Raw genomic sequence first — 23595 nt, 5'->3', positions numbered from 1 at the left:
TCGTGCCGTGCGGCTCAGTCCAGCTCGACCAGCAGGTCCCCGCCCTCGACCTGGGTGACCTTCCCGATCGCGAGCCGCGTGACGGTGCCGGCCCGGTGCGCGGTGATCGACGCCTCCATCTTCATGGCCTCGATGGTGGCGACGGTCTGGCCGTCGTCGACGGTGTCACCCTCCTCGACCTGCAACGTCACGACACCGGCGAACGGGGCGGCGACGTGCGCGTCGTTGCCCTTCTCCGCCTTCTCCGCGGCCTTCACCTCGGTGGCGACCGACTCGTCGCGCACCGACACCGGGCGCAGCTGGCCGTTCAGGGTGGTCAGCAGGGTGCGGTAGCCGCGCTCGTCGGGCTCGGAGACGGCCTCCAGCTCGATGATCAGCGTGACGCCGGGCTCGAGGTCGACGGTGTGCTCGAGGTCCTCCTCCAGGCCGTAGAAGAAGTCCTTCGACGACAGCACCGCGGTGTTGCCGTACTGCTCGCGGTGGGTGTCGAAGTCCTTGGTCGGGCCGGGGAACAGCAGCCGGTTCAGCGTGCGGCGCCGGTCGTGGGCGAGGCCCTCGCGGTCGTCGCCGGACAGTTCCGCCTTCTCCGCCTCGGGGCTGCGGCCCTCCAGCGCGCGGGTCCGGAACGGCTCCGGCCAGCCCGCGGGCGGCGAACCCAGCTCACCGCGCAGGAACCCGATCACCGATTCCGGGATGTCGAAGCTCGCCGGGTCCTTCTCGAAGTCCGCGGGCTCCACCCCGGCCCCGACCAGGTGCAGGGCCAGGTCGCCGACGACCTTCGACGACGGCGTCACCTTCACCAGCCTGCCCAGCATCCGGTCCGCGGCGGCGTAGCAGTCCTCGATCAGCTCGAACCGGTCGCCCAGCCCGAGCGCGATCGCCTGCTGGCGCAGGTTCGACAGCTGCCCGCCGGGGATCTCGTGGTGGTAGACCCGCCCGGTCGGCGACGCGAGCCCGGACTCGAACGGCGCGTAGACCTTGCGCACCGCCTCCCAGTACGGCTCCATGTCCCCGACCGCGGCCAGGCTCAGCCCGGTCGCACGGTCGGTGTGGTCGGTGGCCGCGACCAGCGCCGACAGCGACGGCTGGCTCGTAGTGCCGGCCATCGAGGCGACCGCGCCGTCGACGGCGTCGACCCCGGCGTCGATCGCCGCGACCAGCGTCGCGAGCTGACCGCCCGCGGTGTCGTGGGTGTGCAGGTGCACCGGGAGGTCGAAGCGTTCCCGCAGCGCCGTGACCAGCGTCCGCGCCGCAGGCGGGCGCAGCAGCCCGGCCATGTCCTTGATCGCCAGCACGTGCGCACCGGCCTCGACGATCTCCTCGGCCAGGCGCAGGTAGTAGTCGAGGGTGTAGAGCTTCTCCCCCGGGTCCGACAGGTCCGCGGTGTAGCAGAGCGCGACCTCGGCCAGCGCCGTGCCGGTGCTGCGGACGGCGTCGATGGCCGGACGCATCTGGGACACGTCGTTGAGGGCGTCGAAGATCCGGAAGACGTCCATGCCGGTGTCCGCCGCCTCCTGCACGAAGGCGTCGGTCACCTCCGTCGGGTACGGCGTGTAGCCGACGGTGTTGCGCCCGCGCAGCAGCATCTGGGTGCAGATGTTCGGCGCCGCCGCCTTGATCGCGGCGAGCCGGTCCCACGGGTCCTCGGCGAGGAAGCGCAGGGCGACGTCGTAGGTCGCACCGCCCCAGCACTCCAGCGACAGCAGCTCGGGCATGGTGCGCGCCACGTAGGGCGCGACCGCGAGCAGGTCCCGGGTCCGGATCCGGGTCGCCAGCAGCGACTGATGGGCGTCGCGGAACGTCGTGTCGGTGACGGCGACGGCGGTCTGCTCCCGCAGCCGTCGCGCGAAGCCCTCGGGACCGAGTTCGCGCAGCAGCTGCGCGGAGCCGTCCGGCGCCGGCGTCTCCAGGTCGACACCGGCGGGCAGCTTGTCCACCGGCTCCACGACCAGTGGCCGGTCACCGTTGGGCTTGTTGACCGTGACCTCGCCCAGGTACTGCAGGATGCGCGAGCCGCGGTCGGCCGACGGGCGGGCCTTGAGCAGGTGCGGGCGCTCCTCGATGAAGCTGGTGGTGACCCGACCCTGCTTGAAGTCCTCGTCCTCCAGCACGGCGGCCAGGAACGGCAGGTTCGTCGCCACACCACGGATCCGGAACTCGGCCAGCGCGCGCCGGGCGCGCCGGGCGGCGTTGGCGAAGTCGTGGCCGTGGCAGGTCAGCTTGACCAGCATCGAGTCGAAGTGCGCCGAGACCTCGGCGCCGACGTGCACGGTGCCGCCGTCCAGGCGCACGCCCGGGCCGCCCGGGGAGCGGTAGACCGACAGCGTGCCGACGTCGGGCCGGAACTCGTTGGCCGGGTCCTCGGTGGTGATGCGGGTCTGCATCGCCGCACCGGTGAGGGTGATGTCGTCCTGGGTCAGCCGCAGCTCCGGCAGCGTGAGCCCGGAGGCGATCCTCAGCTGGGCGATGACCAGGTCGCGGTCGGTGACCTGCTCGGTGACCGTGTGCTCGACCTGGATCCGCGGGTTCATCTCGATGAAGTGGTGCTTGCCGCGCTCGTCGAGCAGGAACTCCACGGTGCCGGCGTTCACGTAGCCGATCGTCTTCGCGAAGTTCACCGCGTCAGCGCAGATCCGGTCCCGCAGCTCCGGGTCCAGGTTCGGGGCCGGGGCGATCTCGACGACCTTCTGGTGGCGGCGCTGCACCGAGCAGTCGCGCTCGTAGAGATGCACGACGTTGCCCTCGGCGTCGGCGAGGATCTGGACCTCGATGTGGCGGGGGTTGACCACCGCCTGCTCCAGGAACACGGTGCCGTCACCGAAGGCCGACTCCGCCTCCCGGCTCGCGGCCTCGATCGCGTCGCGCAGGTCGCCGGGCTCGGTGACCCGGCGCATCCCGCGCCCGCCGCCGCCGGCGACGGCCTTGACGAAGATCGGGAAGTCGATGTTCTCGGCGGCGGCGAGCAGCTCCTCGACGTCGTCGGAGGGGTCGGAGGACTCCAGCACCGGCACGCCGGCCTCGCGGGCGGCCGCCACGGCGCGGAACTTGTTGCCCGTCAGGTGCAGGACCTCGGTGGGCGGGCCGACGAAGGTGATGCCCTCCTCGGCGCAGGCACGGGCGAGGTCGGGGTTCTCCGACATGAAGCCGTATCCGGGGTAGACCGCGTCCGCGCCGGCCTTCTTCGCGGCGCGGATGACCTCCTCCACCGACAGGTACGCGCGGACCGGGTGACCCGGCTCACCGATCTGGTAGGACTCGTCGGCCTTTGCGCGGTGCAGCGAGTTGCGGTCCTCGTACGGGAACACCGCCACCGTCGAGACACCCAGCTCGAACGCGGCCCGGAACGCCCGGATGGCGATCTCGCCCCGGTTGGCCACCAGCACCTTGCGGAACATCGGTCTCCTCATCACGGTCGGCGGCGAACCCCGTCGCGACGGGGGTTCCCCGCGACGGACGCGTGATCCTGACACGATCGGAGCGGTCCCGACCACCGCTCGGGACGGGGTGCCCACCCAGCGGGACGACGCCAGGCTCCGGGCGGCACGTGGCGCGATCCGCCCACCTGGGGCACCGTGGACGGTGGTCCGGGGCGGAGGGGCGGTGGTGCCGGTGCTGACAGTGGTGGTCCAGCTGCTGTCGCTGGCGTTGCTGGTGATGGCCGTGGTCGGCGCCTACCGGCGGCTGCGCGCCGACCACGGTCCGGCGGACGGTCCGGCGGCGGAACCGGTCCCGCGGCCCGCGCTGTCGCCCGACGCCGTCGCCGCCGAGCAGGCGTGGCGACGTGCACGGGCCGAGTTCCAGCGGCTGCGCGGCGAGTTCGCCGCGCACGAGGCCGACCCGCTGGCCGTGCTGCGCCGCCCCGCGCTGTCGGACACCACTGTCGCCGCCACCGCCCGGTTCGTCGACGCGTTCGCCGAGGCCCAGGCGCTGGACATCGACGGCTACCCGGGCGAGCCGCACGCCGCGACCCACGTGCGCGCCGTCGACGCCGCCCGCCGCGCCTGGACCGCCGCGGTGGACGCCGCCGACCGGATCCGGCTCGCCGGGCTGGACCCCGAGGAGCGACGCACCGTCGAGCGCGTGGTGAAGCTGCTGACCACCGCGCGGGACTCCGACTCCGAACCCGAACGGCTCGCCGCCTACGGCCGCGCCCGCGCCGAGCTGGACCGCCTCGAGCGGTCCGGGCGGCTGTACCTTCCCCGCCCGGCCCGCGCCCGGCTCGACGCCGCGGCCCGCGGTGAGCTCCCCGGGCCGTGACCGGTCAGGACTTGTCCAGGTAGGCGGCCCGCTCCTCGTCGCCGAGGGTCTCGGCCACCAGGTCCCGCAGCCGCGGGTGGCCGGCCAGGCCCGGGTCCTCGGCGACCAGGTGCCGCGCGTAGACCTGGGCCTTCTCGATGACCTCGCCGTGGCGCAGCAGCGACAGCAGCTTGAGCCCCGAGCGGGACCCGGACTGGCTCGATCCGAGCACGTCGCCCTCGCGGCGCAGCTCCAGGTCCAGCCGGGCCAGCTCGAAGCCGTCGGTGGTCCCGGCGATCGCGTCGAGCCGCTCGCGGGCGGCGGTCGCGGCGGGCATGTCGGTGACCAGCAGGCACAGCCCGGGCGCGCTGCCCCGGCCGACCCGGCCGCGCAGCTGGTGCAGCTGGGACAGGCCGAACCGGTCCGCGTCGAGCAGCACGATCCCGGTCGCGTTCGGCACGTCGACGCCGACCTCGATCACCGTGGTCGCGACCAGCACGTCCAGCTCGGCGCGTTCGAAGGCCCGCATCACGGTGTCCTTCTCCTCCGGCGGGAGCTTGCCGTGCAGGATCCCGACCCGCAGCCCGGCCAGCTTCTCCTCGATCAGCGGGGCGATGTCGAGCACCGCGAGCGGGGCGCGCCGCTCCTCGCCGCCGTCGTCGTCCGGCGGGGGCTCCTCGGCGTCCTCCTTGTCGGCGCCCTCCTTCTCGGCGCCCTCCTTCTCGGCACCGCCGACCCGGGGGCACACGACGTAGCACTGGTGGCCCGCCTCGACCTCCTCGCGGATCCGCTGCCACACCCGCTCGATCCACGACGGGTGCTCCGCGAGCGGCACGACGGTCGTCGCGACCGGGGAACGACCCTTCGGCAGCCCCTTCAGCTCGGACACGGCCAGGTCGCCGTAGACGGTCATGGCCACGGTGCGCGGAATCGGCGTGGCCGTCATGACCAGCATGTGCGGGGCCTTCTCACCGCGGGCGCGGAGCGCGTCACGCTGCTCGACGCCGAAGCGGTGCTGCTCGTCGACCACGACCAGCCCCAGCTCGGCGAACCCGACGGTGTCCTGGATCAGCGCGTGGGTCCCGACGACGATCCCCGCCGCCCCGGACTGCGCGTCGAGCAGCGCCTGCCGCTTGGCCTTCGCCCCCATCGACCCGGTCAGCAGCGTCACCGCGGTCGCGTTCTCCGCCGCACCGAGCTCACCGCTGCTCCCGAGCGGGCCGAGCATCGCCCGCAGCGAGCGGGCGTGCTGGGCGGCGAGCACCTCGGTGGGGGCCAGCATCGCGGCCTGGGTGCCCGCGTCGACGGCCTGCAGAATCGCCCGCAGCGCGACGATCGTCTTGCCCGCGCCGACGTCGCCCTGCACCAGGCGGTTCATCGGGTGCTCCCGGGCGAGGTCCGCGGCGACCTGCTCACCCACCTCCTGCTGGCCCTCGGTCAGCGGGAACGGCAGGTTCGCGTCGAACGCGGCGAGCAGGCCGTCGTCACGGCGCGGGCACACCGGGGCCGGCCGCGCGACGGCGGCCTCCCGGCGCAACGCGAGCGCCAGCTGGACACCGAGCGCCTCGTCCCACACCAGGCGGTGCCGGGCGGCGAACAGGTCGGCCTCGGTCTCGGGGACGTGGATGCGCCGCAGCGCCCGCCCCAGATCGGACAGCTTCTCCCGCTCGCGCAGCGACTCGGGCAGCGGGTCGGTCGGGTCGTCGATCTGGTCCAGCACCTGGCGGACCGACCGCGCGATCGCCTGCGAGGTCACCTTGGCGTTCGCCGGGTAGACCGACAGGAACGGGCGCAGCGAGTCGCTCTCCTCGATCTCCTCGAACTGCGGGTGGGTCAGCTGCAGCCGGTTGTTGAACACCCCGACCTTGCCGGAGAACACCCCGACGACGCCCTGCTTGATGAAGCCCTGCAGCTTCCAGCCGTTGAAGAAGGTGGCGTCGAGCTCGCCGCCCTTCTCGTCCCGGATGACGGCCTTGAGCATCTTCCCGCGCCGGTTGCGCATGTCCCGCAGCTCGGCTCGCGCCACCTGCGCGACGACCGTGACGTGCTCCCCCGCGACGAGACCGGCGATCTCGGTGAGTCGGCCGCGGTCGACGTAGCGGCGCGGGTAGTGCCGCAGCAGGTCGCCGACGGTCTCCAGCCCGAGCGGGGCCAGCGCGTCGGCGGCCTTGCGCCCGAGCGGCCCGTCGAGCCGGCTGTCGAGGTCGAACCCGTCGTCCATCTACTCCACTCCCAGCACCAGCGGGTAGTCGCCCTGCTCCCCCCGGTGCACCACGACGTCGATCTCCGGGTGGGTGCGGCGCAGGTCATCGGCGAGCCGCTCCCCGAGCTCGTCGGGAGCGGCCGAGCCGAGCAGCACGGTCACCAGCTCCCCACCCGGAGTGAGCATGCGGTGAGCCAACCACAGGGCACCGACAGCGAGATCCGGGGCGATCAGCACGACCTCGCCGTCGGAGATCCCGAGGATCTCCCCCGGACGGCAGGGACCGGCCCAGGTGAGCGCCTCGGCCTCGGCGACGGCCAGCCCACCGGTCCGGGTGGCGGCCGCGGCCTCGGCCATCGCGACGACGTCGTCCGGGGCGCGGCGGGCCGGGTCGTGCACCGCGAGCGCGGCCAGGCCCTGCAGCACCGAGCTCGCCGGGACCACCACGACGTCGATGCCCTCGAAGCGCACCCGCTCCGCCGCGGTCTCGGTGACCGTGCGCCGGTGCGTCGCGCACGGCAGCACCACGACGTGCTCCGCACCGGTCGCCCGGATCGCGGCCAGGACCTCGTCGACGGTCGGGTCCGGGTCGGCGACCAGCACGTTCCCACCCGCGGCCCGGGCCAGCGCCCCGGCCCCGCTGCTCTCGATCATCAGCAGGACGGCGCGGTCCCGGCTCGGCGACACCGGCGGCAGCGCCTCGATCCGGATCCCGGACGGGCGCCCCGCCGCGAGCCCCGCCTCGACCGCGGGCCCGGCCTCGGTGGTGTGGACGTGCACCATCACCCCGCCGCCGCCGTCCCCGGCGAGGCCGACCGAGTCCCCGAGCCCGGCGAGCCGGGCGCGCAGCGTCTCCACCGCGGCCGGGTCGGGGGCGGGCAGCCAGTAGGTGACCTCGTAGACCGGCTGGGGCACCCACGGCACGAGCTCGCCGTCGGCGGTGACCGTCGAGGCCGGACCATGCCCCGCCACCTGCGACGACGGCGGCGGCGCCGGATCACCGCCGGCCGCGGCGACCAGCGCGTCGAGGACGACGACCAGGCCGAGCCCGCCCGCGTCGACGACCCCGGCCCGCACGAGCTCCGGCGGGCGCCCGGTGGACCGGGCCAGCGCGGCCCGCGCCGCGTCCGCCGCGACGCGCGCGGCCTCGGCGAGGGCGACGGTCGTCCCGTGTCCCGCGTCGGCGGGGTCCACGGGGTCGGCAGGGTCGGCGACCCGGGTGAGCGTCGCGCCGGGGGCCGGGGGCCCGGACGCCGTACCGGCGGCGACGCGCGCCGCGACGGCCGCGACGGCCGCGGCGGCGGCGTCGAGCACGGTGAGTGCGGTCCCCGGACGCGGCGCGGACACCGCGACGGCCGCCAGCGCCGCCGCCCGCCGCAGCGCCCCGGCGAGCAGCTCACCGGCGGGGGTGTTCGGGCGTCGTGCCGCCGCGGCCTCCAGCTCCTCGGCCAGGCCCCGGAACAGCTGGGACAGGATCAGGCCGGAGTTCCCGCGGGCTCCGCGCACGGCGGCCGCGGCCAGGGCCGCGGCGGCCTGCACCGGCCGGACGTCCTCGGCCGCGTCCCCGTCGAGCGGGGCCGAGGCGGCCGCGCGGGCGGTCAGCAGCAGGTTCGACCCGGTGTCGTGGTCGGCGACCGGGAAGACGTTGATGCGGTCGATCTCGGCCCGCCCGGCGGTGAGCCGCTCGGCGGCGGCGTCGATCCAACGGCGCAGCAGCGCGGGGTCGAACGGCGAGGCCACGGGCACCACACTAGGTGCGCGGCGGCCCCCGGTGCCGCGGGACGGCCCCGCGCGCTGGTCGCGACACGGGGGTGGCTAGACTTGAAGGCCGAGCCTCGGCACGTCCGTGCCGAGAATCTGTTCGTGAATCTGTTCGTCAACCCGAGGAGTGTCCGACGTGGCTGCCGTCTGCGACGTCTGTGGCAAGGGTCCGGGCTTCGGCATGTCCGTCTCGCACTCGCACCGCCGCACCCACCGCCGCTGGAACCCCAACATCCAGACGGTGCGCGCCGCGATCAACGGTGGCAACCGCCGTCGGATCAACGCCTGCACCTCCTGCCTGAAGGCGGGCAAGGTGACCCGCGTCTGAGTGCGCGAGACCCGAACCACGATCGAGGCCCGGTCCCCTGGGGACCGGGCCTTCGTCGTTCCCCGGGCGGCTCACTCGACCATGGACCGCCACCAGCTGCGGCGGGGACCGCGCACCGTGACCGACCCCATGCCGACCTTGCCGTGGACCACGACGTGCGGCCCGGCGGCCCCGGGCGTCGAGGGCACCTTGGTCTTCACCTCGCCCCAGGACGCCTTCGTGCCGTCGACGTCGGCGGTGCCGCCCTCGGGCAGGACCAACACGACCTCGCCCATCCCGAGCGCGACCTCGACGTCGATCCGCGGCGGCAGCGACCGCACCTCGGACAGGTCGAGGTGGATGGTCCCCATCGACGACTGCAGGTACAGCGCCGCCGGGACCTGCCAGTCCCCGGTGCGCTTGATCGTCCCGGCGGCGGTCGTCAGCCGCACCCGCTCCGACGGCGCGGGGGGACGGGCCGGGACCGGCGCCAGCGCGGTGACCGACGGCGGCAGCCCACCCGGCAGGTCCGCCAGCGGCGGCCGCAGGTCCCGGGCGACGCGGGCGGCGTAGACCGCGTCGAGCCGTTCCTCCAGCTCGGCCAGCGTGATGCGGCCCTCACCGAGGGCGTCGTGCAGCCGGCGGGCCGCCACCTCACGGTCGGCGTCCGATATGCGCATGTCCCCCGGGTCGTCCACCCGGTCCAGCCTAGGGCAGCTTCCAGTCGACGGGTCCCCCGCCGATCTCCTCGAGCAGGTCGTTGGCCCGGCTGAACGGCCGCGACCCGAAGAAGCCGCGGTCGGCCGACATGGGCGACGGGTGAGCCGACTCGATCGTCGGCACGTCCTCCAGCAGCGGCGCGAGGTTGCGGGCGTCGCGGCCCCAGAGGATCGCCACCATCGGCGCGGCGTCGCGGGCCACCAGGGCGCGGATCGCCTGCTCGGTGACCTCCTCCCAGCCCTTGTTGCGGTGCGAGGCCGGCTCTCCCGGTGCGACGGTCAGGCACCGGTTGAGCAGCAGCACGCCCTGCTCGGTCCACGGGGTCAGGTCGCCCGAGCTCGGCGCCGGGTGCCCGAGGTCCTCGGTGTACTCGCGGAAGATGTTCTGCAGCGAGCGCGGCAGCGGCCGGGTCCCGGGGGCGACGGAGAACGACAGCCCGACCGCGTGACCCGGGGTCGGGTACGGGTCCTGGCCGACGAGCAGCACCCGGACGTCGTCGAAGGGCTGCTGGAACGCGCGCAGCACGTTCGCCCCGGCAGGCAGGTAGCGACGGCCCGCGGCGATCTCGGTACGCAGGAACTCGCCCATCGCGGTGATCGTCTCGGCGACCGGCTCCAGGGCCCTGGCCCACCCGGCCTCGACGACCTCGTGCAGCGGCTTGGCCATCAGTCCTCCAACCGGCGCAGCTGGGAGGCGAACCGGCGGCCCCGGTCGACGTAGGACTCCACGGCGTACCGCCAGCGGTCGGCGGGCACCTCGTAGCCGTCGCGGACACGGGCGGGCACGCCCAGCGCCATCCGGTACGCGGGCACGTCGGCCTTCGGGGAGACGACCGCGCCCGCGGCCACGACCGCACCCTCGCCGATCGTCGCACCGTTCAGCACCACCGAGCCCGACGAGACGAGCGCCCGGTTGCCGATGGTGGCCGCCTCGATGTGCACGTTGTGTCCGACGGTCACCTCGTCCCCGATGATCGTCGGCTGCTGCAGGGTGGTGTGGATGATCGACCCGTCCTGGATGCTGCTGCGGGCGCCGACCGCGATCCGGCCGTCGTCGCCGCGCAGCACCGCGGTCGGCCAGACGGTGGACTCCGGGCCCAGCGTCACGTTGCCGATCACGACGGCGTCCGGATGGACGTAGGCGGTCGGGTGGATGTCCGGTTCGGCGTCACCGAGCGCGTACAGAGGCACACCGGGAGGGTACGAAGCCCCCGCGGACCGCCACGCCGGGGGCCCACCCACCCCCGGGAGATCGTGCGCGGCGCAACCTGGCGGAGTGACCGGAAACCTCGGTGTGGAAACCCCGTCGAACGGGTAGATGCTCCCGAGTCATGATCAGGGTGCCTGGCACCCACGGCCCCCTGGACGGAGGCGCTGCCCGGTGATCCCCCTGGTCACCCTGGGTGGGGCGGTCGCGCTGGCGCTGCTCGCCCCGGTGCTCGCCCGGCTGCTCGGCCGCAACGCCGGCTACCCGCTGGCCGCGGGTCTCGCCGCGCTGGCCGTGTACGCGAACACCGCCGCCGGAGAGGTCGTCCGCGGGGAGGTCCTCACCGCGGGCGTGTCCTGGATGCCGTCGCTGGGCGTCTCCTTCGGCCTGCGGATGGACGGCCTGTCGCTGCTGTTCGTGACGATCGTGCTGGGCGTGGGCGCGCTGGTGATGGCCTACTGCCCGCGCTACCTGGAGGCGTACTACCCGATCGGCACGGTCTACGGCCTGCTCACCGGGTTCGCCGCCGCCATGATCGGCCTGGTCACCGCGAACGACCTCGTGCTGCTCTACGTGTTCTGGGAGCTCACGACCGTCCTGTCGTTCCTGCTGATCAACACCGCCGGTCCGGCGGCGGCGCTGCCAGCGGGCCGCGCGCTCGTGGTGACGGCGATGGGCGGGTTCGCCCTGCTCGGCGCGGTGGTGATGATCGGCGTCGCGGCCGGGAGTACCAGCCTCGACGTGGTCCTCGCCGACCCGGGCGCGGTGCTCACCAGCCCCCTGGCCCTCCCCGCCGGGGCGCTGCTGATCCTGGCCGCGGCGACGAAGTCCGCGCAGCTGCCGTTCACCTTCTGGCTGCCCGGCGCGATGGTCGCGATGACCCCGATCAGTGCCTACCTGCACGCCGCGACGATGGTGAAGGCGGGCATCTACCTGCTGATGCGGTTCACCCCGATCTACGTGCCGTCGGTGGCCTGGTCGGCGGTGCTCGTCCCGCTCGGGCTGGCGACGGCCGTCGTCGGCGCGGTGCTGGCGCTGCGCGAGCACGACCTGAAGGCGATGCTCGCCCACTCCACCGTCAGCCAGCTCGGCCTGCTCACCGCCGCGATCGGCGTCGGTACGTCCTACGCGCTGTCCGCGGCGGTGCTGCACACCTTCGCCCACGCCCTGTTCAAGGCGACCCTGTTCATGCTGGTCGGGATCATCGACAAGGAGGCGGGCGGCCGGGACGTCCGCCAGCTCGGCGGCCTGTGGAAGGTCATGCCGGTCACCGCGGCACTGACCGGGGTCGCCGCGCTGTCGATGGCCGGGGTGCCGCCGCTGCTCGGGTTCGTGTCCAAGGAGAACCTCTACGAGGGCTTCCTGGAGGCCGACTTCGCCCCCGGTGCCGGGCCGGTCGCCGCGGCCGTCGCGGTCGTGGCCTCGGCGCTGACCTTCGCCTACTCCGCCCGGATCGTGCACGGCGCGTTCGGCGGCAGGCTCACCCAGCCCGGCCTCTACGAGCCGTCGTGGGCGTTCCTCGCACCGGCCGCCGTCGCCGCGCTGCTCGGGCTGGTCCTCGGGCCCGCGGTGCGGGTGCTCAACCCGCTGACCGACCGCGCCGCGCGCGACCTCGACCCGGGCTCGCAGCCGGTCACGTTCGTGCTCTGGCCCGGGTTCGGCACCGCCCTGGTGCTGTCGGTGCTCACCGTCGCCACCGGTCTCGCGCTGTTCCACTGGCGCGGCCGCGTCGACCGGGCGCTGGAGCGGCTCCCGGTGCTCGCCGTCGTCGCCTGGGTGGCGCTGCCCGCGCCGGCAGCGTTCCCCGGGCCGGTGACCCGTCCGCTGGACTGGGTGGTCGTCGTGCTCGTGGCGGCCACCGTCGCCGGGGCCGTGACGACCCGTTCGGTCACCGCGGCACGCACTGGCGCTGACCGGCTTCGGCGGGCTGGCGACGGCGCTGTGGCTGCTGCTCGCGGGCGCCCCGGACGTCGCGATGACGCTGCTGCTGGTCGAGGTGCTGACCACCGTCGTCGCGGTGCTGGTGCTGCGCGGGCGCGGGCTCCGGCTGCGCCGCCCGGCGCGGTGGCGGCGGGTCCCGGCCGCGGTGGCCGCACTGGCCGCGGGCCTGTCGCTGGGGGCGGCGACCTACGTCCTGACCGGGCGCCGCGCGCCGTCGCCGGTCGGCGGGTACCTGCTCGACACCGCGGAGGCCGCGACCGGCGGGACCAACGTGGTCAACACGATCCTCGTCGACTTCCGCGGCATGGACACCTTCGGTGAGGCCGTCGTCGTCGGGGCCGCGGCGCTCGGCCTGCTCGTGCTGATCCGCCGCGGCGAGGCCGGGGCCGAGGGGAGCCCGCAGCAGCGCGTCGCCACCGACGGCCCGGCCGACACGATCGTCATGCGGGTCGCGAGCCGCGCGCTGGCCCCGCTGATGCTCCTGATGTCGCTGTTCCTGCTCTGGCGCGGCCACGACGAGCCCGGCGGCGGGTTCATCTCCTCGCTGGTCGGCGGCGTCGCGATCGTGTTCCTGCGGCTCGCCCACCGCGGCGACGCGTGGGCGCTGCGGCTGCGGCCCGAGCCGCTGGTCGGGTCCGGGCTGCTGCTGAGCCTGCTCACCGGGATCGCGGTGTACCCGCTGGGGCTGCCGTTCCTCACCCCGGTGTACCTGCCCGGCGGGGTGCTGTTGTCGTCGTTCGTGTTCGACCTGGGGATCTACCTGATGGTGGTGGGGCTGATCGTGGCCGCGACCGACCGGATCGGCGGGCGCGCCCGCACCGGCTCCGTGCTGAGGAGCTCCGAGTGACCGCCGCGGTCGTCGTCGCCGTGCTCGTCGCGGGCGGGGTGTACCTGGTGCTGCAGCGCGAGCTGCTGCGCACGGTGCTCGGGTTCGTGCTGCTCGGCCACGGGGTGAACGTCCTGATCATCTCCGCGGGCGGGATGGCGACCCGCGAGCCTGCGCTGCTGGGCCAGCAGGACCGGGCGCAGATGGCCGACCCGCTGCCGCAGGCGTTCGTGCTCACCGCGATCGTGATCGCCTTCGCGATCACGGTGTACCTGCTGGCCCTGCTGAAGGCCGGTGGCACCGCCGACACCGAGGAGGATGAGCCCCGGTGACCGGTCTCGAGGCGCTCGTCGTCGTACCGATCCTGGTCCCGCTCGCCGCGGCGGGCCTGCTGATCCTGCTCACCGCGCGCCCGCCGGGCGGGGGCGGACCGTTCCTGCTGCCGATGACGGCGCGGCGGGTGGTCGCGTTCACCGCGCTCGTGGTGTCGACGGCGGTGTCGGCGGTCCTCCTGGCCGCCACCACGGACGGCGCGGTGATCGTGCAACGGCTCGGGAACTGGCCCGCGGGCATCGCGATCCCGCTGGCCGCCGACGCGTTCGGCACGATCATGCTGACCGTCACCGGGGTGTTGGGGATCGCCTGCCTGGCCTTCGCCGCGGTCACCGGCTCCGACACCGACCGGGCGTTCCTGCCGCAGTCGCTGCTGCTGCTCGCCGGGGTGCACGGCGCCTACCTCACCGCGGACCTGTTCAGCCTGTTCGTGTTCGTCGAGGTCATGCTCGTACCCAGCTACGTGCTCATCGCGACCGGACGTGGCCCGGAGCGGATCGCGGCGTCGCGGCTGTACCTGACGGTGAACCTCCTGGCCTCGACGGTGTTCCTCGCCGGGCTCGGCCTGGTCTACGGCGTCGCCGGGACCGTGCAGCTCGGTGACCTCGCCGGGCGCGCCGTGACCGACCCGGCACTGGCCGCGGCGACCGCGGTGATCCTGCTGGCGCTCTCGGTGAAGGCCGCGCTGGTGCCGCTGCACAACTGGCTGCCGCGGGCCTACACCGCCGCGCCGGCCGCGGTCACCGTGCTGTTCTCCGGGCTGCTGACCAAGGTCGGCGTGTACGCGCTGTTCCGAATCTACGCGGTCGTCTACGACGGCGACCCGCGCTTCCTGCCGGTCGTCCTGGTGGCAGCGCTGCTGACGATGGTCGTCGGGGTGCTCGGCGCGGTCGGCGCCGGCGGAATGCGCCGGATCCTGACCTTCCACATGGTCAGCCAGATCGGCTACATCGTGCTCGGCCTGGCGATCTCCACCCCGGCCGGGTTGGCCGCCGCGATCTACTTCCTGGTGCAGTACGTGCTGGTCAAGGCGGCGCTGCTGATGGTCGCCGGTGCCGTCGAGCAGTACGCCGGCACCGACACGCTGTCCCGGCTCGGTGGGCTCGCCTCCCGCAACCCGGCGACCGCCGTCGCGTTCGCGGTGTCGGCGCTGAGCCTGGCCGGGATCCCGCCGCTGTCCGGATTCGTCGCGAAGTTCGCCCTGGTGCTCGGCGCGGTCGAGGCCGGCACGGTCACCGCGGCGATCGTCGCCGTCGCGGTCAGCGTGGTCACCCTGCTGTCGATGCTCAAGATCTGGAACGGCGAGTTCTGGGGCGGCGAGACCCCCGCACCGGCCCCCGGGGGTGGCGCGGGCACCGTGGTCGCCGTGGCGGTCCCGGTCCGCGCGGTGGTCCCGGCGCTGGCGCTGGGGGCGCTGTCGCTGCTGCTCGGGCTGTGGGCGGAGCCGCTGCTGGCGCTCTCGACGGTCGCCGGGCAGGGTCTCGCCGACACCACCGCCTACGTCGGGGCGGTGGGGGCGCCGTGACCACCCGCCGACGTGCACCCGGGCGCGGCGGGCGCCTGCGCGCCGCGGTGGGGTTCCTGCTGTGGTTCACCGGCGAGTTCCTCCGCGCCAACGCCGTCGTGCTCCGCGAGGTCCTCACTCCCGGGCACGGCATCGACCCGGCGGTGGTCCGGGTCCGGCTGCGGTCGCGGAGCATGGTCGAGATCGCGTCGATCATGAGCCTGCTCAGCCTCACCCCCGGCACCCTCGCCCTGAACCTGACCACCGGCGCGCGCAGCCCGGAGCTGCTCGTGCACGGCATGCACGCGTCCGACCCGGAGCAGCTGCGGGCGAGCGTGCACGAGATGGAGGACCGGTTGCTGGCGTTCCTGCGCCGCCCCACCCCGGGTGTGGTCGACCGCGATCCGGAGGAGACCCCGTGAGCACCCTGTTGCTGGACGCCGGGATCGTCCTGCTGGCCCTGGGCCTGCTCGTCGCGGTCTGGCGGGTCCTGGCCGGGCCCACCGACACCGACCGCGGGCTGGCCGTCGACTACGGCTTCGTGGTCGTCGTCGGGCTGATCGCGCTGCTGGCGCTGCGCCTGGGCTCGGTCGCGATGCTGGACCTCGTCGTCGTCGCGACGCTGGTCGGGTTCCTGACCACGGTCGCCGTGGCCCGGCTGATCTGGGCGGAGAAGGGGGCTCGCAGATGAGCAGCGTCGACGCTGGCCTGGGGACCGTGCTCACCGGCGGGCCCGTGCAGAACGCGATCGGCGGCGTCGTACTGGGTGCCGGGGTCCTGCTCGTCGCGGCGGGCGCGGTCGGCATGGTGCGCCTGCCCGACGTCTACAACCGCACGAACGCCGTCACCAAGGCCGCCGGGCTCGGGATCGTCGCGATCCTCGTCGGGGTCGCGATCCTGGTGCCCGAGCCGGGGGTGCTGCTCACCCTCGGCGTGGCCGGGGCGCTGCAGCTGTTCACGATCCCGATCGCCAGCTTCGCGATCGGGCACGCCGCCTACCGGTCCGGGGCCCCGTCGACCCCGTCGACGCTGCGCGAGGACGACCCCGGCTCCGGCGACGACGGCTGAACCGTCCGCACCTCCCGGGCGCGCGCGTCGCCGTCGATGTCCTCCCCCAGGTCGTCGACGACGAGTGCGTCCCGGTCGATCGCACCGCTGCGGTAGGCCGAGCGCCCGACCACCTGCGAGATGACCGGCGCCGTCATCACCTGGAACAGCACGACCAGGATCAGCGTCGAGGAGTTCTCGAACTCCAGGTTGACCGCGACGCCCAGCAGGATCAGCAGCAGCCCGAGGGTCTGCGGCTTGGTGGTGGCCTGCAGCCGGGCGGGCAGGTCCGGCAGCCGGACCAGCCCGAGCGCACCGAGCAGGCAGGACAGCCCGCCGGCGAGCATCAGTGCGGCGGAGACCACGTCGAGCACGTCGTGCAGGCCCATCAGCGGTGCCGCTCCCATCGTTCGACCAGGCGGGCCGCCGTCGCCGAGCCGACCAGCGCGATCAGCGCGACCGCGGCCAGCAGGGGGATGTTCGACCCGTCGGAGTAGATCGCCGCGTACACCGCGGCCGCGGCCACGATCAGCACGACGAACACGTCCAGCGCCGCGATGCGGTCCAGCGTCGTGGGGCCCTTCAGGAGCCGCCACATCGTCAGCACCCCCGCGGCGGTCAGCATGATCAGTACCAGCGTGTGGACGACGGTCACCGGTCGTTCCTCCCCGTGTCCCCAGCGGCGACCGCGGCGACGGCGGCGGCACACCGGTCCCGGTCCTCCTGGCTGCCGACGGCGTCGATCACCCGCATCTGCAGCCGCATCATGTCCCGGCGGAGCCGTTCGATGGCGCCGGGCCGGTGCAGGCCGAGTGCGTAGACGTACCAGCGACGCCGGGCCCGGTCGATCTGCAGCGTGAAGCTGCCCGGGGACAGCGCGCAGGCCGCGACGATCGTCGTCGCGGTGCGGTCCGAGCCGGTGCACAGCGGCAGCCCGACGATCCCGGACCGGGCACGCGGCCCGTGCCGCAGCGTCACCATGCTGACCCGGATCCCGGAGACGACCAGGTCCGAGGCCAGGAACGCCAGCAGCCGCAGCAGCTTCCACGGCCGGAACGGGAGCCGCTCGGGCAGCAGCGGCAGCGGGAAGATCGCCGTCACCGCGAGGCCGACGAGCAGACCGCCGACGATCGCGGCCGCCGACACGCTCCCCCACAGCAGCACCCACACCAGCGCCAGCGCGAGCACCTGCGGGATCCGCCGGCGCACGCTCCCGCCGCGGGCGGACCCGCCCATCGGCTCCGCGACGGTGTCCGGCACCGGCGGGGGCACCCGGGCGGGGGTGCGCTCGGGCTCGGCCGGCTCGCCCACCTCGGCGGCGCTCATCTCGCGGTCGCGGACGGCCTCCGGCGGGACCGCGGCGTCGTCGAGCTCGCGGCTCGGGGTCTGCTCGCTCACGGGGTCACCTCCGGGGTGTCGCCGGCCGCGGTCCGCACGGTCGTGTCCCCGGCGAGGTCACCGGACCGTCCGCCGGCGCTGATGGTCCCGTCACCGCCGGCGTCGGCGCCCGGCCCGAGGACGGCGGCGGTGTAGCCGGACCGGTCGTGCAGGTCCACCCCGGCCCTGGCCGTCACCCCGGACAGCGGGCCGGCGAACACCGCGATCGCGACGCTGACCACGACCAGCGTGGACGCGCCGACGTACATGCCGCGGGCGCTGCGTGCGGTCCCGACGACCAGCTCGTCGTTCGGGTCGTCGTCGGCCAGGGGCTCCTTCGGGGCGCCCCAGAACACCCGCACCCAGACACGGGCGACGGCGTAGAGGGTCAGCAGGCTCGCCAGCACGATGACGGCGGCGACCAGCTCCCCGGCGAAGCCCGCGCCCGCACCGGCCTGCAGCAACGCGAGCTTCGCGACGAAACCCGAGGTCGGGGGCAGCCCGGCCAGGGTGATCGCCGGGATCGCGAACAGCACGGCCAGGTGGGGTGCCTGCTGGGCGAGCCCACCCATCTGGGAGATCGACACGGTCCCGGTCCGCCGGGTGATGAGCCCGCTGACCAGGAACAGCGTCGCCTGCACGGTGATGTGGTGGACGACGTAGAGCCCGGTCCCGGCGATGCCGTCGGGGGTGTGCAGAGCCAGCCCGAACACCATGAACCCGATGTGGCTGACCAGCAGGAACGACAGCAGCCGGTTGAGGTCGTCCTGCGCGACGGCGCCGAGCGCGCCCACCACCATCGTCACCGCGGCCATCACCAGCAGCAGCGTCGACGGGCCGTCCTGTGGGAAGACCAGCGTCTGGGTGCGCAGCAGCGCGTAGATGCCGACCTTGGTGAGCAGGCCCGCGAACAGCGCGGTGACCGGGGCGGGGGCGTTCGGGTAGCTGTCGGGCAGCCAGAAGTGCAGCGGCACGATCGCGGCCTTGATGCCGAACACCACGATCAGCACCAGCGCGAGCACCGCGCGCAGCCCCTCGGGCAGGGCCCCCATCCGCCCGGCCAGGTCGGCCAGGTTGACGGTGCCGGTCGCGGCGTAGACGAGCCCGACCGCGGTCAGGAACAGCAGCGACGAGGTCAGCGACACGATCACGTAGGTCATGCCGGACCGGATCCGCGACGCCGAGGTCCGCCGGGTGATGAGCACGTAGCTCGACGCCAGCATGATCTCGAACGCGACGAACAGGGTGAACAGGTCACCGGTCAGGTAGGCCAGCGACACCCCCGTCGACAGGAGCAGGAAGATCGGGTGGAAGGTGGTGCTCGCCGTCTCCCGGCCGTAGTCGGAGATCCGCTGGTCGATCGCGTAGACCAGCACGGCGAGCGTCACCAGCGTGGAGATCAGCAGCAGCAGCGCCGACATGCGGTCCGCGACCAGCACGATGCCCATCGGGGCGGACCAGCCGCCGAGCTCGGCGACCACCGGGCCCTGCGCGTCGGCCGCCACCAGCAGCACCCCGCCGACGACGCACACCAGTGTCAGGGTCACCACGCCGATGACTCGCTGGGCCGAGGCGCGCCGGCTGACGACGACGCTGGCGGCGGCGCCCAGCATGGGCAGCAGCACCGGCAGCGTGACCAGTGCCTGCAGCGGGGTCACCGGCGGCCCTCCTCGAGCTCGTGGGAGTCGGCGGTGTCCTCGGGTGCCGCCTCGGTCTCGTCCGCGGTGCCCTCCTCCATCGCGCCCTTGGGCTTGTGCCGGGCGGCGATGCGGCGGTCCTCCACGTCGTCCTGCACCTCGTCGTGGCCGACGAGCACCCAGGAGCGGTAGCCCAGCGCCAGCAGCAACGTGGTCAGGGCGAAGGTGATGACGATGGCCGTCAGGGCCAGCGCCTGCGGGAGCGGGTCGGCGATCTGCTCGGGCAGCACGGCGTCGAGGATCGGGGCCCGCCCTGGCGGCCCGCCGGAGACCTGCAGCAGCAGGTTCGCGCCGTGCCCGAGCACCACGATGCCGATCAGGATGCGCATCAGCGAGCGCTGCATCAGCAGGTAGAACCCGACCGAGTACAGCACCGCGAGCACGATCGCCATGCTCAGGTTGATGGTGGTGTTCACCCCGCCCCACTCCCGCGCGGGGGGTCCTCGCCGGCCTCGCGGGCGTCGCGGGCGATGCCGGACCCCAGCGAGCGGAGCAGGTCGAGCACCACACCGATGATCAGCAGGTAGACACCGACGTCCAGCAGCAGGCTGGTCACGATGTCGAGGTAGCCGAACGGGCCGAAGGTGACCGTCCACTTGACCGAGGCGAGCACCGGGTCGCCCCAGGCCACCGGGGCCAGCGCGGTGAGCACAGCGATGATCAGTCCGGTGCCAACCAGCACGGGCGGGCGGATCCGGAACCGGGAGCCCAGGTTGTCATCGCCGCCGGCGATGTGGCGCAGCACGAACGCGAGCCCGGCGACCAGGCCGCCGGAGAACCCGCCGCCGGGACCGTAGTGGCCCTCCAGCAGCAGGAACACCGAGAACACCAGCACCACGGGGAACAGCAGCCGGGCCGCGGACTCCAGCACCAGGGTCCGTTCGCGGACGTCCGGGCAGGTGCCGGTGAGCATCCATCGGCCGCTGGGCTGGTCCATCCGGGCCCAGCTCTCGGCGTCCCCGGCCGCGGACGTGGGCTTCTCCTGCGAGGTCGTCATCCGAGCACCTCCTTCTCGTGCTTGGGCGATCCCGAGCCGCTGCGCACGACCTTGCCGTTCTGCCTCTTGTCGTACCGGGTCGCGAGCACCAGGCTCGCGGTGCCGGACGCGCAGATCAGCAGCACGGTGATCTCACCGACCGTGTCGAGTGCGCGGAAGTCGACCAGGATCGCGCTGATCAGGTTGGTCGCGCCGGCCTCCGGTGCGCCCGCGATGAACGGCTCCGTGGTGGCGGGCGGCAGGGTGCGGGCCCCGGAGAGCATCACGGCCATCCCGGCGACGAGCAGGCCGCCGACCGCGGCGACCGCGGCCTTGGGGCCCCGGACGCGGCGCTCGGTGTCCGGCTCGTCGAAGTGGGCGGGCAGGCGTCGCAGCACGAAGACGAACGCGACCAGGGTGAGCGTCTCGACCAGGAACTGGGCGAGTGCCAGGTCGGGGGCGCCGTCGATGACGAACAGACCGCCGATGCCGTAGCCGACGGCACCGACCAGCAGCACCGCGGTGAACCGGCGGTGCGCCAGGCAGAGCGCGATCGCCGCGATGATCACCATCAGTCCGACCGGGACCTGCATGATCGAGTGGTACGGGGCCTGGTCGGTCGGCCACGTCCCGGTGACGGCGATGACCGGGCCGGGCAGCGCGATCAGGGTCGCGAGGATGCAGCCGAGGTAGACCGGCAGCGACCCGATCTGGAGCCGGCCGGTGACCGCGATCGCCGAGCGCTCCAGCCCCGTCACGACGGCCTCGTACCCCCGCTGCGCCGACACGTGCGGCACCGAGAGGTGCCCGGTCAGGGGCTGCCCGTAGCGGTGCAGGAGGAGTCCGCCGACCAGCGCGACCCCGGTGAACAGCAGCGGCAGCCCCGGGGTGTGCCACAGGGCCAGCTCGTAGCGGGCAGCGTAGGCGTCGCCGACCGGGGGCAGCGACGCGGCGTAGGAGGCGGCGAGCTGCTGGACCAGCGGCGCGGCGAACCCGGCCGCGATCCCGGTCAGCGCGCACAGCCACGCCGGGCCGGACAGGCCGAGCGGGACCGGGTCGCCACCGGTGGGGTGCAGCCCCTTGGTGGAGAACGCCCCCCACAGGAACCGTGCGGTGTAGGCGACGGTCAGCAGCGAGCCGAGGACCAGGCCGATCGCGGTGACCCAGCCGCGGACGCCGCCCTCGAGCACGAACGCCTCGAACGCGGCCTCCTTGCCGACGAAGCCGAGCATCGGCGGCAGCCCGGCCATCGACAGCCCGGCGAGCGCGGCGATCACGGCGAGCCCGCGACGGCGGCGCCCGAGCCCGCACAGCTCGCGCAGGTCGCGGGTGCCGCAGGCCTTGTCGATCGCGCCGACCACCATGAACAGCGGCGCCTTGAACAGGCCGTGGGCCAGCAGCATCGCGATGCCCGCGAGGCCGGCGACCCGCGATCCGGCCCCGAACAGCACCATCAGGAACCCGAGCTGGGAGACGGTGCCGAAGGCCAGCAGCCGCTTGAGGTCGGTCTGGCGCATCGCGCGCCAGCCGCCCAGCACCATCGTCGCGAGGCCGAGCACCATGACCGGCGCCCACCACACGGGGTGCACCGAGAACGCGGGCCCGAGCCGCGCGACGAGCACGACCCCGGCCTTCACCATCGACGCCGCGTGCAGGTACGCCGAGATCGGCGTCGGGGCGGCCATCGCGTACGGCAGCCACGGGTGGAACGGCAGCTGCGCGGACTTGGTCAGCGCGCCGAGCAGGATCAGCACCAGCGAGACCGAGAGCGCGACCGGGCTGTCGGGGGCGAGCGTGCCGGAGGTCGCGGCCGCGGTGATCTCCGGGATCGAGTAGGTGCCGGCCAGCTGGCCCAGCAGCACGATCCCGAGCAGCATCGCCAGCCCGCCGAAGACGGTGACGACGAGCGCCTGCACCGCGGCACGGCGGTTCTCCCGGTACTGGCCGCCCTGCCCGACGAGCAGGAACGACGTCAGCGACGTCAGCTCCCAGAACACGTAGAGGGTCAGCAGGTCGTCGGCCAGGACGAGGCCGAGCATCATCCCGGCGAAGGCGACCAGCAGCGCCGCGGAGCGGGCCGCGTCGGTGGAGCGCGGCCCGAAGTACCAGGCCGCGTAGATCATGATCAGCGCTCCGACGCCGGAGACGAGCACGATCATCGCGATCGCGAGCGCGTCCATCCGCAGGCTCAGCGTCAGCCCCAGCTCGGGGGCCCACTCGATGCGGTCGGTCACCCCGCCGGAGAGCGCGGTCGAGGCCTGCGCCATCGTCCACACGAGAGTGGCGGCGAGCAGCGCGGCGCCTGCGCCGAACGCCAGCCGCCGGTGGTACCGGGCGAGTGCGGGCAGGCACAGCGCCAGGACGAGATGAGCGGCCACGACGGCGAGCACCGACACCTCCTGGAGTCACGGGTCGTTCGGACCAGCGGTTCCGCTCACGTCACGGCCGGACACGGGGAGCGCCGGAAGAGGCCGCCGCACGCTCACCGGAGGGGACGCGGCGACGACGCCGAGGTCATCCTATCGGCGCAACCGGACGTTTCGCCCGTGACCGTACCGAGGCTCACCCCGGCAGCGGTTTGGCGAAGCACCGGGAGCGGGGGTCGTTCCGGTACACACCGAACCTGCTGGTCCGACGGTATCCGCTGCTCTCGTACAGCGCGATCGCAGCGGACTGGGGGTCACCCGTCTCGAGGATCATCCGACGACGCCCGGCGGCGGCCGCCGCGCGCTCCAGCGCGACGAGCACCGTCCGGGCGTGTCCCCGACCGCGGGCGGCGGGCTCGACGTACATCCGCTTCAGCTCGGCGTCGCCGTCGCGGCGCGCGGGGTCGGCCGGGTCGGCGTCCACGGCGCGCCACGCCCCGGTGGCGACGGGGACGCCGTCCTCGTAGCCGACGAGGAACAACCCGGACGAGGCGCGGAAGTCGGCCGGGACGACGGGCGTGACGTCACCGTCGCCGTAGACCTCGCCGTAGAACGCCTGCAGCCGCCGCATCAGCGGCGTGACGTCCGGATGGTCGATCCCGGACACCCTCAGTTCGAGCTCCCCCACACCCTCATGATCGGTCCCAGGTGACCGGCAGCGCGCGCAGGCCCCCGGTGAGCACGTCCGTGCGCAGCTCCAGCTCGGAGCGCGGCACGGCCAGGCGCAGCGACGGGAACCGGGCGGGCAGCGCCCGGAACACCTCGGTCAGCTCGACCCGGGCCAGGCTCGCGCCCACGCAGAAGTACGGCCCGTGCCCGAACGCGAGGTGCGTCGACTTCCGGGTGACATCGATGTCCTCGGCCCCGTCGAAGTGGCGCGGATCCCGGTTCGCGGCACCGAACGCGAGCAGGATCGCGTCGCCCGTACGGATGTGCACCCCGGCGATGTCGATGTCGGCGTGGGCGTAGCGCGGGATGCCGCCGTTGCCCCCGCCGGGCACGGCCAGCCGCAGGACCTCCTCGACCGCGCCCGCG

General features: G+C 73.9%; 23 protein-coding genes and 1 pseudogene. 9 read left to right on the top strand and 15 right to left on the bottom strand.

The features are described 5' to 3' along the window. Nucleotides 1–14: 14 nt before the first annotated feature. Nucleotides 15–3395 (bottom strand): pyruvate carboxylase, encoded by a 3381-nt coding sequence (locus XF36_RS06925; RefSeq protein ID WP_060711341.1) that lies wholly within the window; start codon nt 3393–3395, stop codon nt 15–17. Between the two features lie 214 nt (nt 3396–3609). Here XF36_RS06925 and XF36_RS06920 point away from each other — a divergent pair, with 214 nt between their 5' ends. After that, nucleotides 3610–4257: a hypothetical protein gene (locus tag XF36_RS06920; RefSeq protein WP_145981292.1), complete on the top strand. Its 648-nt coding sequence runs from the start codon at nt 3610–3612 to the stop codon at nt 4255–4257. 4 nt (nt 4258–4261) lie between these two features. Here the strand turns inward: XF36_RS06920 and recG are convergent, their stop codons facing one another. Then, on the bottom strand, nt 4262–6457 hold the full coding sequence (recG, locus tag XF36_RS06915; protein ID WP_060711339.1) for an ATP-dependent DNA helicase RecG: 2196 nt from the start codon (nt 6455–6457) through the stop codon (nt 4262–4264). Beyond that, nucleotides 6458–8179: a DAK2 domain-containing protein gene (locus tag XF36_RS06910; protein ID WP_060714484.1), complete on the bottom strand. Its 1722-nt coding sequence runs from the start codon at nt 8177–8179 to the stop codon at nt 6458–6460. Nucleotides 8180–8336: 157 nt separating this feature from the next. On the opposite strand from XF36_RS06910, the gene rpmB reads away from it, so the two are divergent. After that, nucleotides 8337–8528 carry a 50S ribosomal protein L28 gene (gene rpmB / locus XF36_RS06905; protein WP_020627372.1) on the top strand — a complete coding sequence of 64 codons (192 nt, stop codon included), beginning with the start codon at nt 8337–8339 and terminating at the stop codon, nt 8526–8528. Nucleotides 8529–8599: 71 nt separating this feature from the next. Here rpmB and XF36_RS06900 read toward each other — a convergent pair whose 3' ends face one another. The 3 genes from XF36_RS06900 to XF36_RS06890 are packed head-to-tail and all read right to left on the bottom strand — an operon-like array spanning nt 8600 to nt 10417. Then, nucleotides 8600–9205 (bottom strand): DUF1707 SHOCT-like domain-containing protein, encoded by a 606-nt coding sequence (locus XF36_RS06900; RefSeq protein WP_238589163.1) that lies wholly within the window; start codon nt 9203–9205, stop codon nt 8600–8602. 10 nt (nt 9206–9215) lie between these two features. Beyond that, entirely contained in the window at nt 9216–9896 is a 681-nt protein-coding gene (locus XF36_RS06895; protein WP_082375229.1) for a uracil-DNA glycosylase, read from the bottom strand. After that, nucleotides 9893–10417 (bottom strand): gamma carbonic anhydrase family protein, encoded by a 525-nt coding sequence (locus XF36_RS06890; RefSeq protein WP_060711338.1) that lies wholly within the window; start codon nt 10415–10417, stop codon nt 9893–9895. Before XF36_RS06890 ends, XF36_RS06895 begins: the two co-directional genes overlap by 4 nt. A 127-nt stretch (nt 10418–10544) precedes the next feature. Between XF36_RS06890 and XF36_RS35120 the strand changes: the two are divergent. From XF36_RS35120 to mnhG (XF36_RS06860), 7 genes and pseudogenes are all read left to right on the top strand, one after another. Further along, nucleotides 10545–11744: pseudogene (locus XF36_RS35120) on the top strand (NADH-quinone oxidoreductase subunit L); the annotation flags it as partial. A gap of 592 nt (nt 11745–12336) precedes the next feature. Then, nucleotides 12337–13221 (top strand): hydrogen gas-evolving membrane-bound hydrogenase subunit E, encoded by an 885-nt coding sequence (gene mbhE, locus XF36_RS33160; RefSeq protein ID WP_414706234.1) that lies wholly within the window; start codon nt 12337–12339, stop codon nt 13219–13221. After that, nucleotides 13218–13532: a sodium:proton antiporter gene (locus XF36_RS06880; protein WP_020622050.1), complete on the top strand. Its 315-nt coding sequence runs from the start codon at nt 13218–13220 to the stop codon at nt 13530–13532. The genes mbhE (XF36_RS33160) and XF36_RS06880 overlap by 4 nt, the downstream gene beginning before the upstream one ends. Then, nucleotides 13529–15058: a monovalent cation/H+ antiporter subunit D family protein gene (locus tag XF36_RS06875; protein ID WP_060711337.1), complete on the top strand. Its 1530-nt coding sequence runs from the start codon at nt 13529–13531 to the stop codon at nt 15056–15058. Before XF36_RS06880 ends, XF36_RS06875 begins: the two co-directional genes overlap by 4 nt. Beyond that, nucleotides 15055–15459, top strand: a complete 405-nt coding sequence (locus XF36_RS06870) for a Na+/H+ antiporter subunit E (protein WP_051050016.1) — start codon at nt 15055–15057, stop codon at nt 15457–15459. Before XF36_RS06875 ends, XF36_RS06870 begins: the two co-directional genes overlap by 4 nt. Continuing rightward, the gene (locus XF36_RS06865) at nt 15456–15728 is read left to right on the top strand and encodes a monovalent cation/H+ antiporter complex subunit F (protein WP_238589162.1); all 273 of its coding nucleotides are present in this window, start codon (nt 15456–15458) and stop codon (nt 15726–15728) included. The genes XF36_RS06870 and XF36_RS06865 overlap by 4 nt, the downstream gene beginning before the upstream one ends. Beyond that, a complete protein-coding gene (mnhG, locus tag XF36_RS06860; protein WP_060711336.1) occupies nt 15725–16105 on the top strand; it encodes a monovalent cation/H(+) antiporter subunit G in 381 nt (126 codons plus the stop codon). Before XF36_RS06865 ends, mnhG (XF36_RS06860) begins: the two co-directional genes overlap by 4 nt. On the opposite strand, the gene mnhG (XF36_RS06855) is transcribed toward mnhG (XF36_RS06860), so the two are convergent. The 9 genes from mnhG (XF36_RS06855) to XF36_RS35115 form a co-directional block, all read right to left on the bottom strand. After that, nucleotides 16033–16491 (bottom strand): monovalent cation/H(+) antiporter subunit G, encoded by a 459-nt coding sequence (gene mnhG, locus XF36_RS06855; RefSeq protein WP_349675539.1) that lies wholly within the window; start codon nt 16489–16491, stop codon nt 16033–16035. The two genes, mnhG (XF36_RS06860) and mnhG (XF36_RS06855), sit on opposite strands and share 73 nt — an antisense overlap. Next, complete coding sequence (locus tag XF36_RS06850) at nt 16473–16739, bottom strand: monovalent cation/H+ antiporter complex subunit F (RefSeq protein ID WP_020622056.1); 267 nt, start codon at nt 16737–16739, stop codon at nt 16473–16475. The genes mnhG (XF36_RS06855) and XF36_RS06850 overlap by 19 nt, the downstream gene beginning before the upstream one ends. Further along, nucleotides 16736–17482 (bottom strand): Na+/H+ antiporter subunit E, encoded by a 747-nt coding sequence (locus tag XF36_RS06845; RefSeq protein ID WP_060711335.1) that lies wholly within the window; start codon nt 17480–17482, stop codon nt 16736–16738. Before XF36_RS06845 ends, XF36_RS06850 begins: the two co-directional genes overlap by 4 nt. Next, complete coding sequence (locus XF36_RS06840; RefSeq protein WP_238589292.1) at nt 17479–19110, bottom strand: Na+/H+ antiporter subunit D; 1632 nt, start codon at nt 19108–19110, stop codon at nt 17479–17481. Before XF36_RS06840 ends, XF36_RS06845 begins: the two co-directional genes overlap by 4 nt. Before the next feature lie 5 nt (nt 19111–19115). Then, the gene (locus XF36_RS06835) at nt 19116–19550 is read right to left on the bottom strand and encodes a Na(+)/H(+) antiporter subunit C (RefSeq protein ID WP_060714480.1); all 435 of its coding nucleotides are present in this window, start codon (nt 19548–19550) and stop codon (nt 19116–19118) included. A 20-nt stretch (nt 19551–19570) separates the two neighbouring features. After that, nucleotides 19571–20155 carry an MnhB domain-containing protein gene (locus XF36_RS06830; protein WP_060711334.1) on the bottom strand — a complete coding sequence of 195 codons (585 nt, stop codon included), beginning with the start codon at nt 20153–20155 and terminating at the stop codon, nt 19571–19573. Then, entirely contained in the window at nt 20152–22524 is a 2373-nt protein-coding gene (gene mbhE / locus XF36_RS06825; protein ID WP_238589161.1) for a hydrogen gas-evolving membrane-bound hydrogenase subunit E, read from the bottom strand. Before mbhE (XF36_RS06825) ends, XF36_RS06830 begins: the two co-directional genes overlap by 4 nt. Before the next feature lie 172 nt (nt 22525–22696). Next, a complete protein-coding gene (locus XF36_RS06820) occupies nt 22697–23131 on the bottom strand; it encodes a GNAT family N-acetyltransferase (protein ID WP_082375770.1) in 435 nt (144 codons plus the stop codon). Between the two features lie 61 nt (nt 23132–23192). Then, nucleotides 23193–23561: a cytochrome P450 gene (locus tag XF36_RS35115; protein ID WP_349675538.1), complete on the bottom strand. Its 369-nt coding sequence runs from the start codon at nt 23559–23561 to the stop codon at nt 23193–23195. Nucleotides 23562–23595: the final 34 nt, after the last annotated feature.

This window comes from Pseudonocardia sp. HH130629-09, assembly GCF_001294645.1.
In the GTDB taxonomy this organism is placed as follows: Bacteria; Actinomycetota; Actinomycetes; order Mycobacteriales; family Pseudonocardiaceae; genus Pseudonocardia.
The sequence above is the reverse complement of the archived record's forward strand: the minus strand, read 5'-3'. Positions and strand labels throughout refer to the sequence as shown.

Coding starts and splice junctions, on each gene's coding strand:
- XF36_RS06835 (WP_060714480.1), bottom strand. CDS start 19,550: ATGGCGATCGTGCTCGCGGTGCTGTACTCGGTCGGGTTCTACCTGCTG.
- XF36_RS06925 (WP_060711341.1), bottom strand. CDS start 3,395: ATGTTCCGCAAGGTGCTGGTGGCCAACCGGGGCGAGATCGCCATCCGG.
- XF36_RS06830 (WP_060711334.1), bottom strand. CDS start 20,155: ATGACGACCTCGCAGGAGAAGCCCACGTCCGCGGCCGGGGACGCCGAG.
- XF36_RS06820 (WP_082375770.1), bottom strand. CDS start 23,131: ATGCGGCGGCTGCAGGCGTTCTACGGCGAGGTCTACGGCGACGGTGAC.
- recG (WP_060711339.1), bottom strand. CDS start 6,457: ATGGACGACGGGTTCGACCTCGACAGCCGGCTCGACGGGCCGCTCGGG.
- mnhG (WP_060711336.1), top strand. CDS start 15,725: ATGAGCAGCGTCGACGCTGGCCTGGGGACCGTGCTCACCGGCGGGCCC.
- mnhG (WP_349675539.1), bottom strand. CDS start 16,491: ATGGGAGCGGCACCGCTGATGGGCCTGCACGACGTGCTCGACGTGGTC.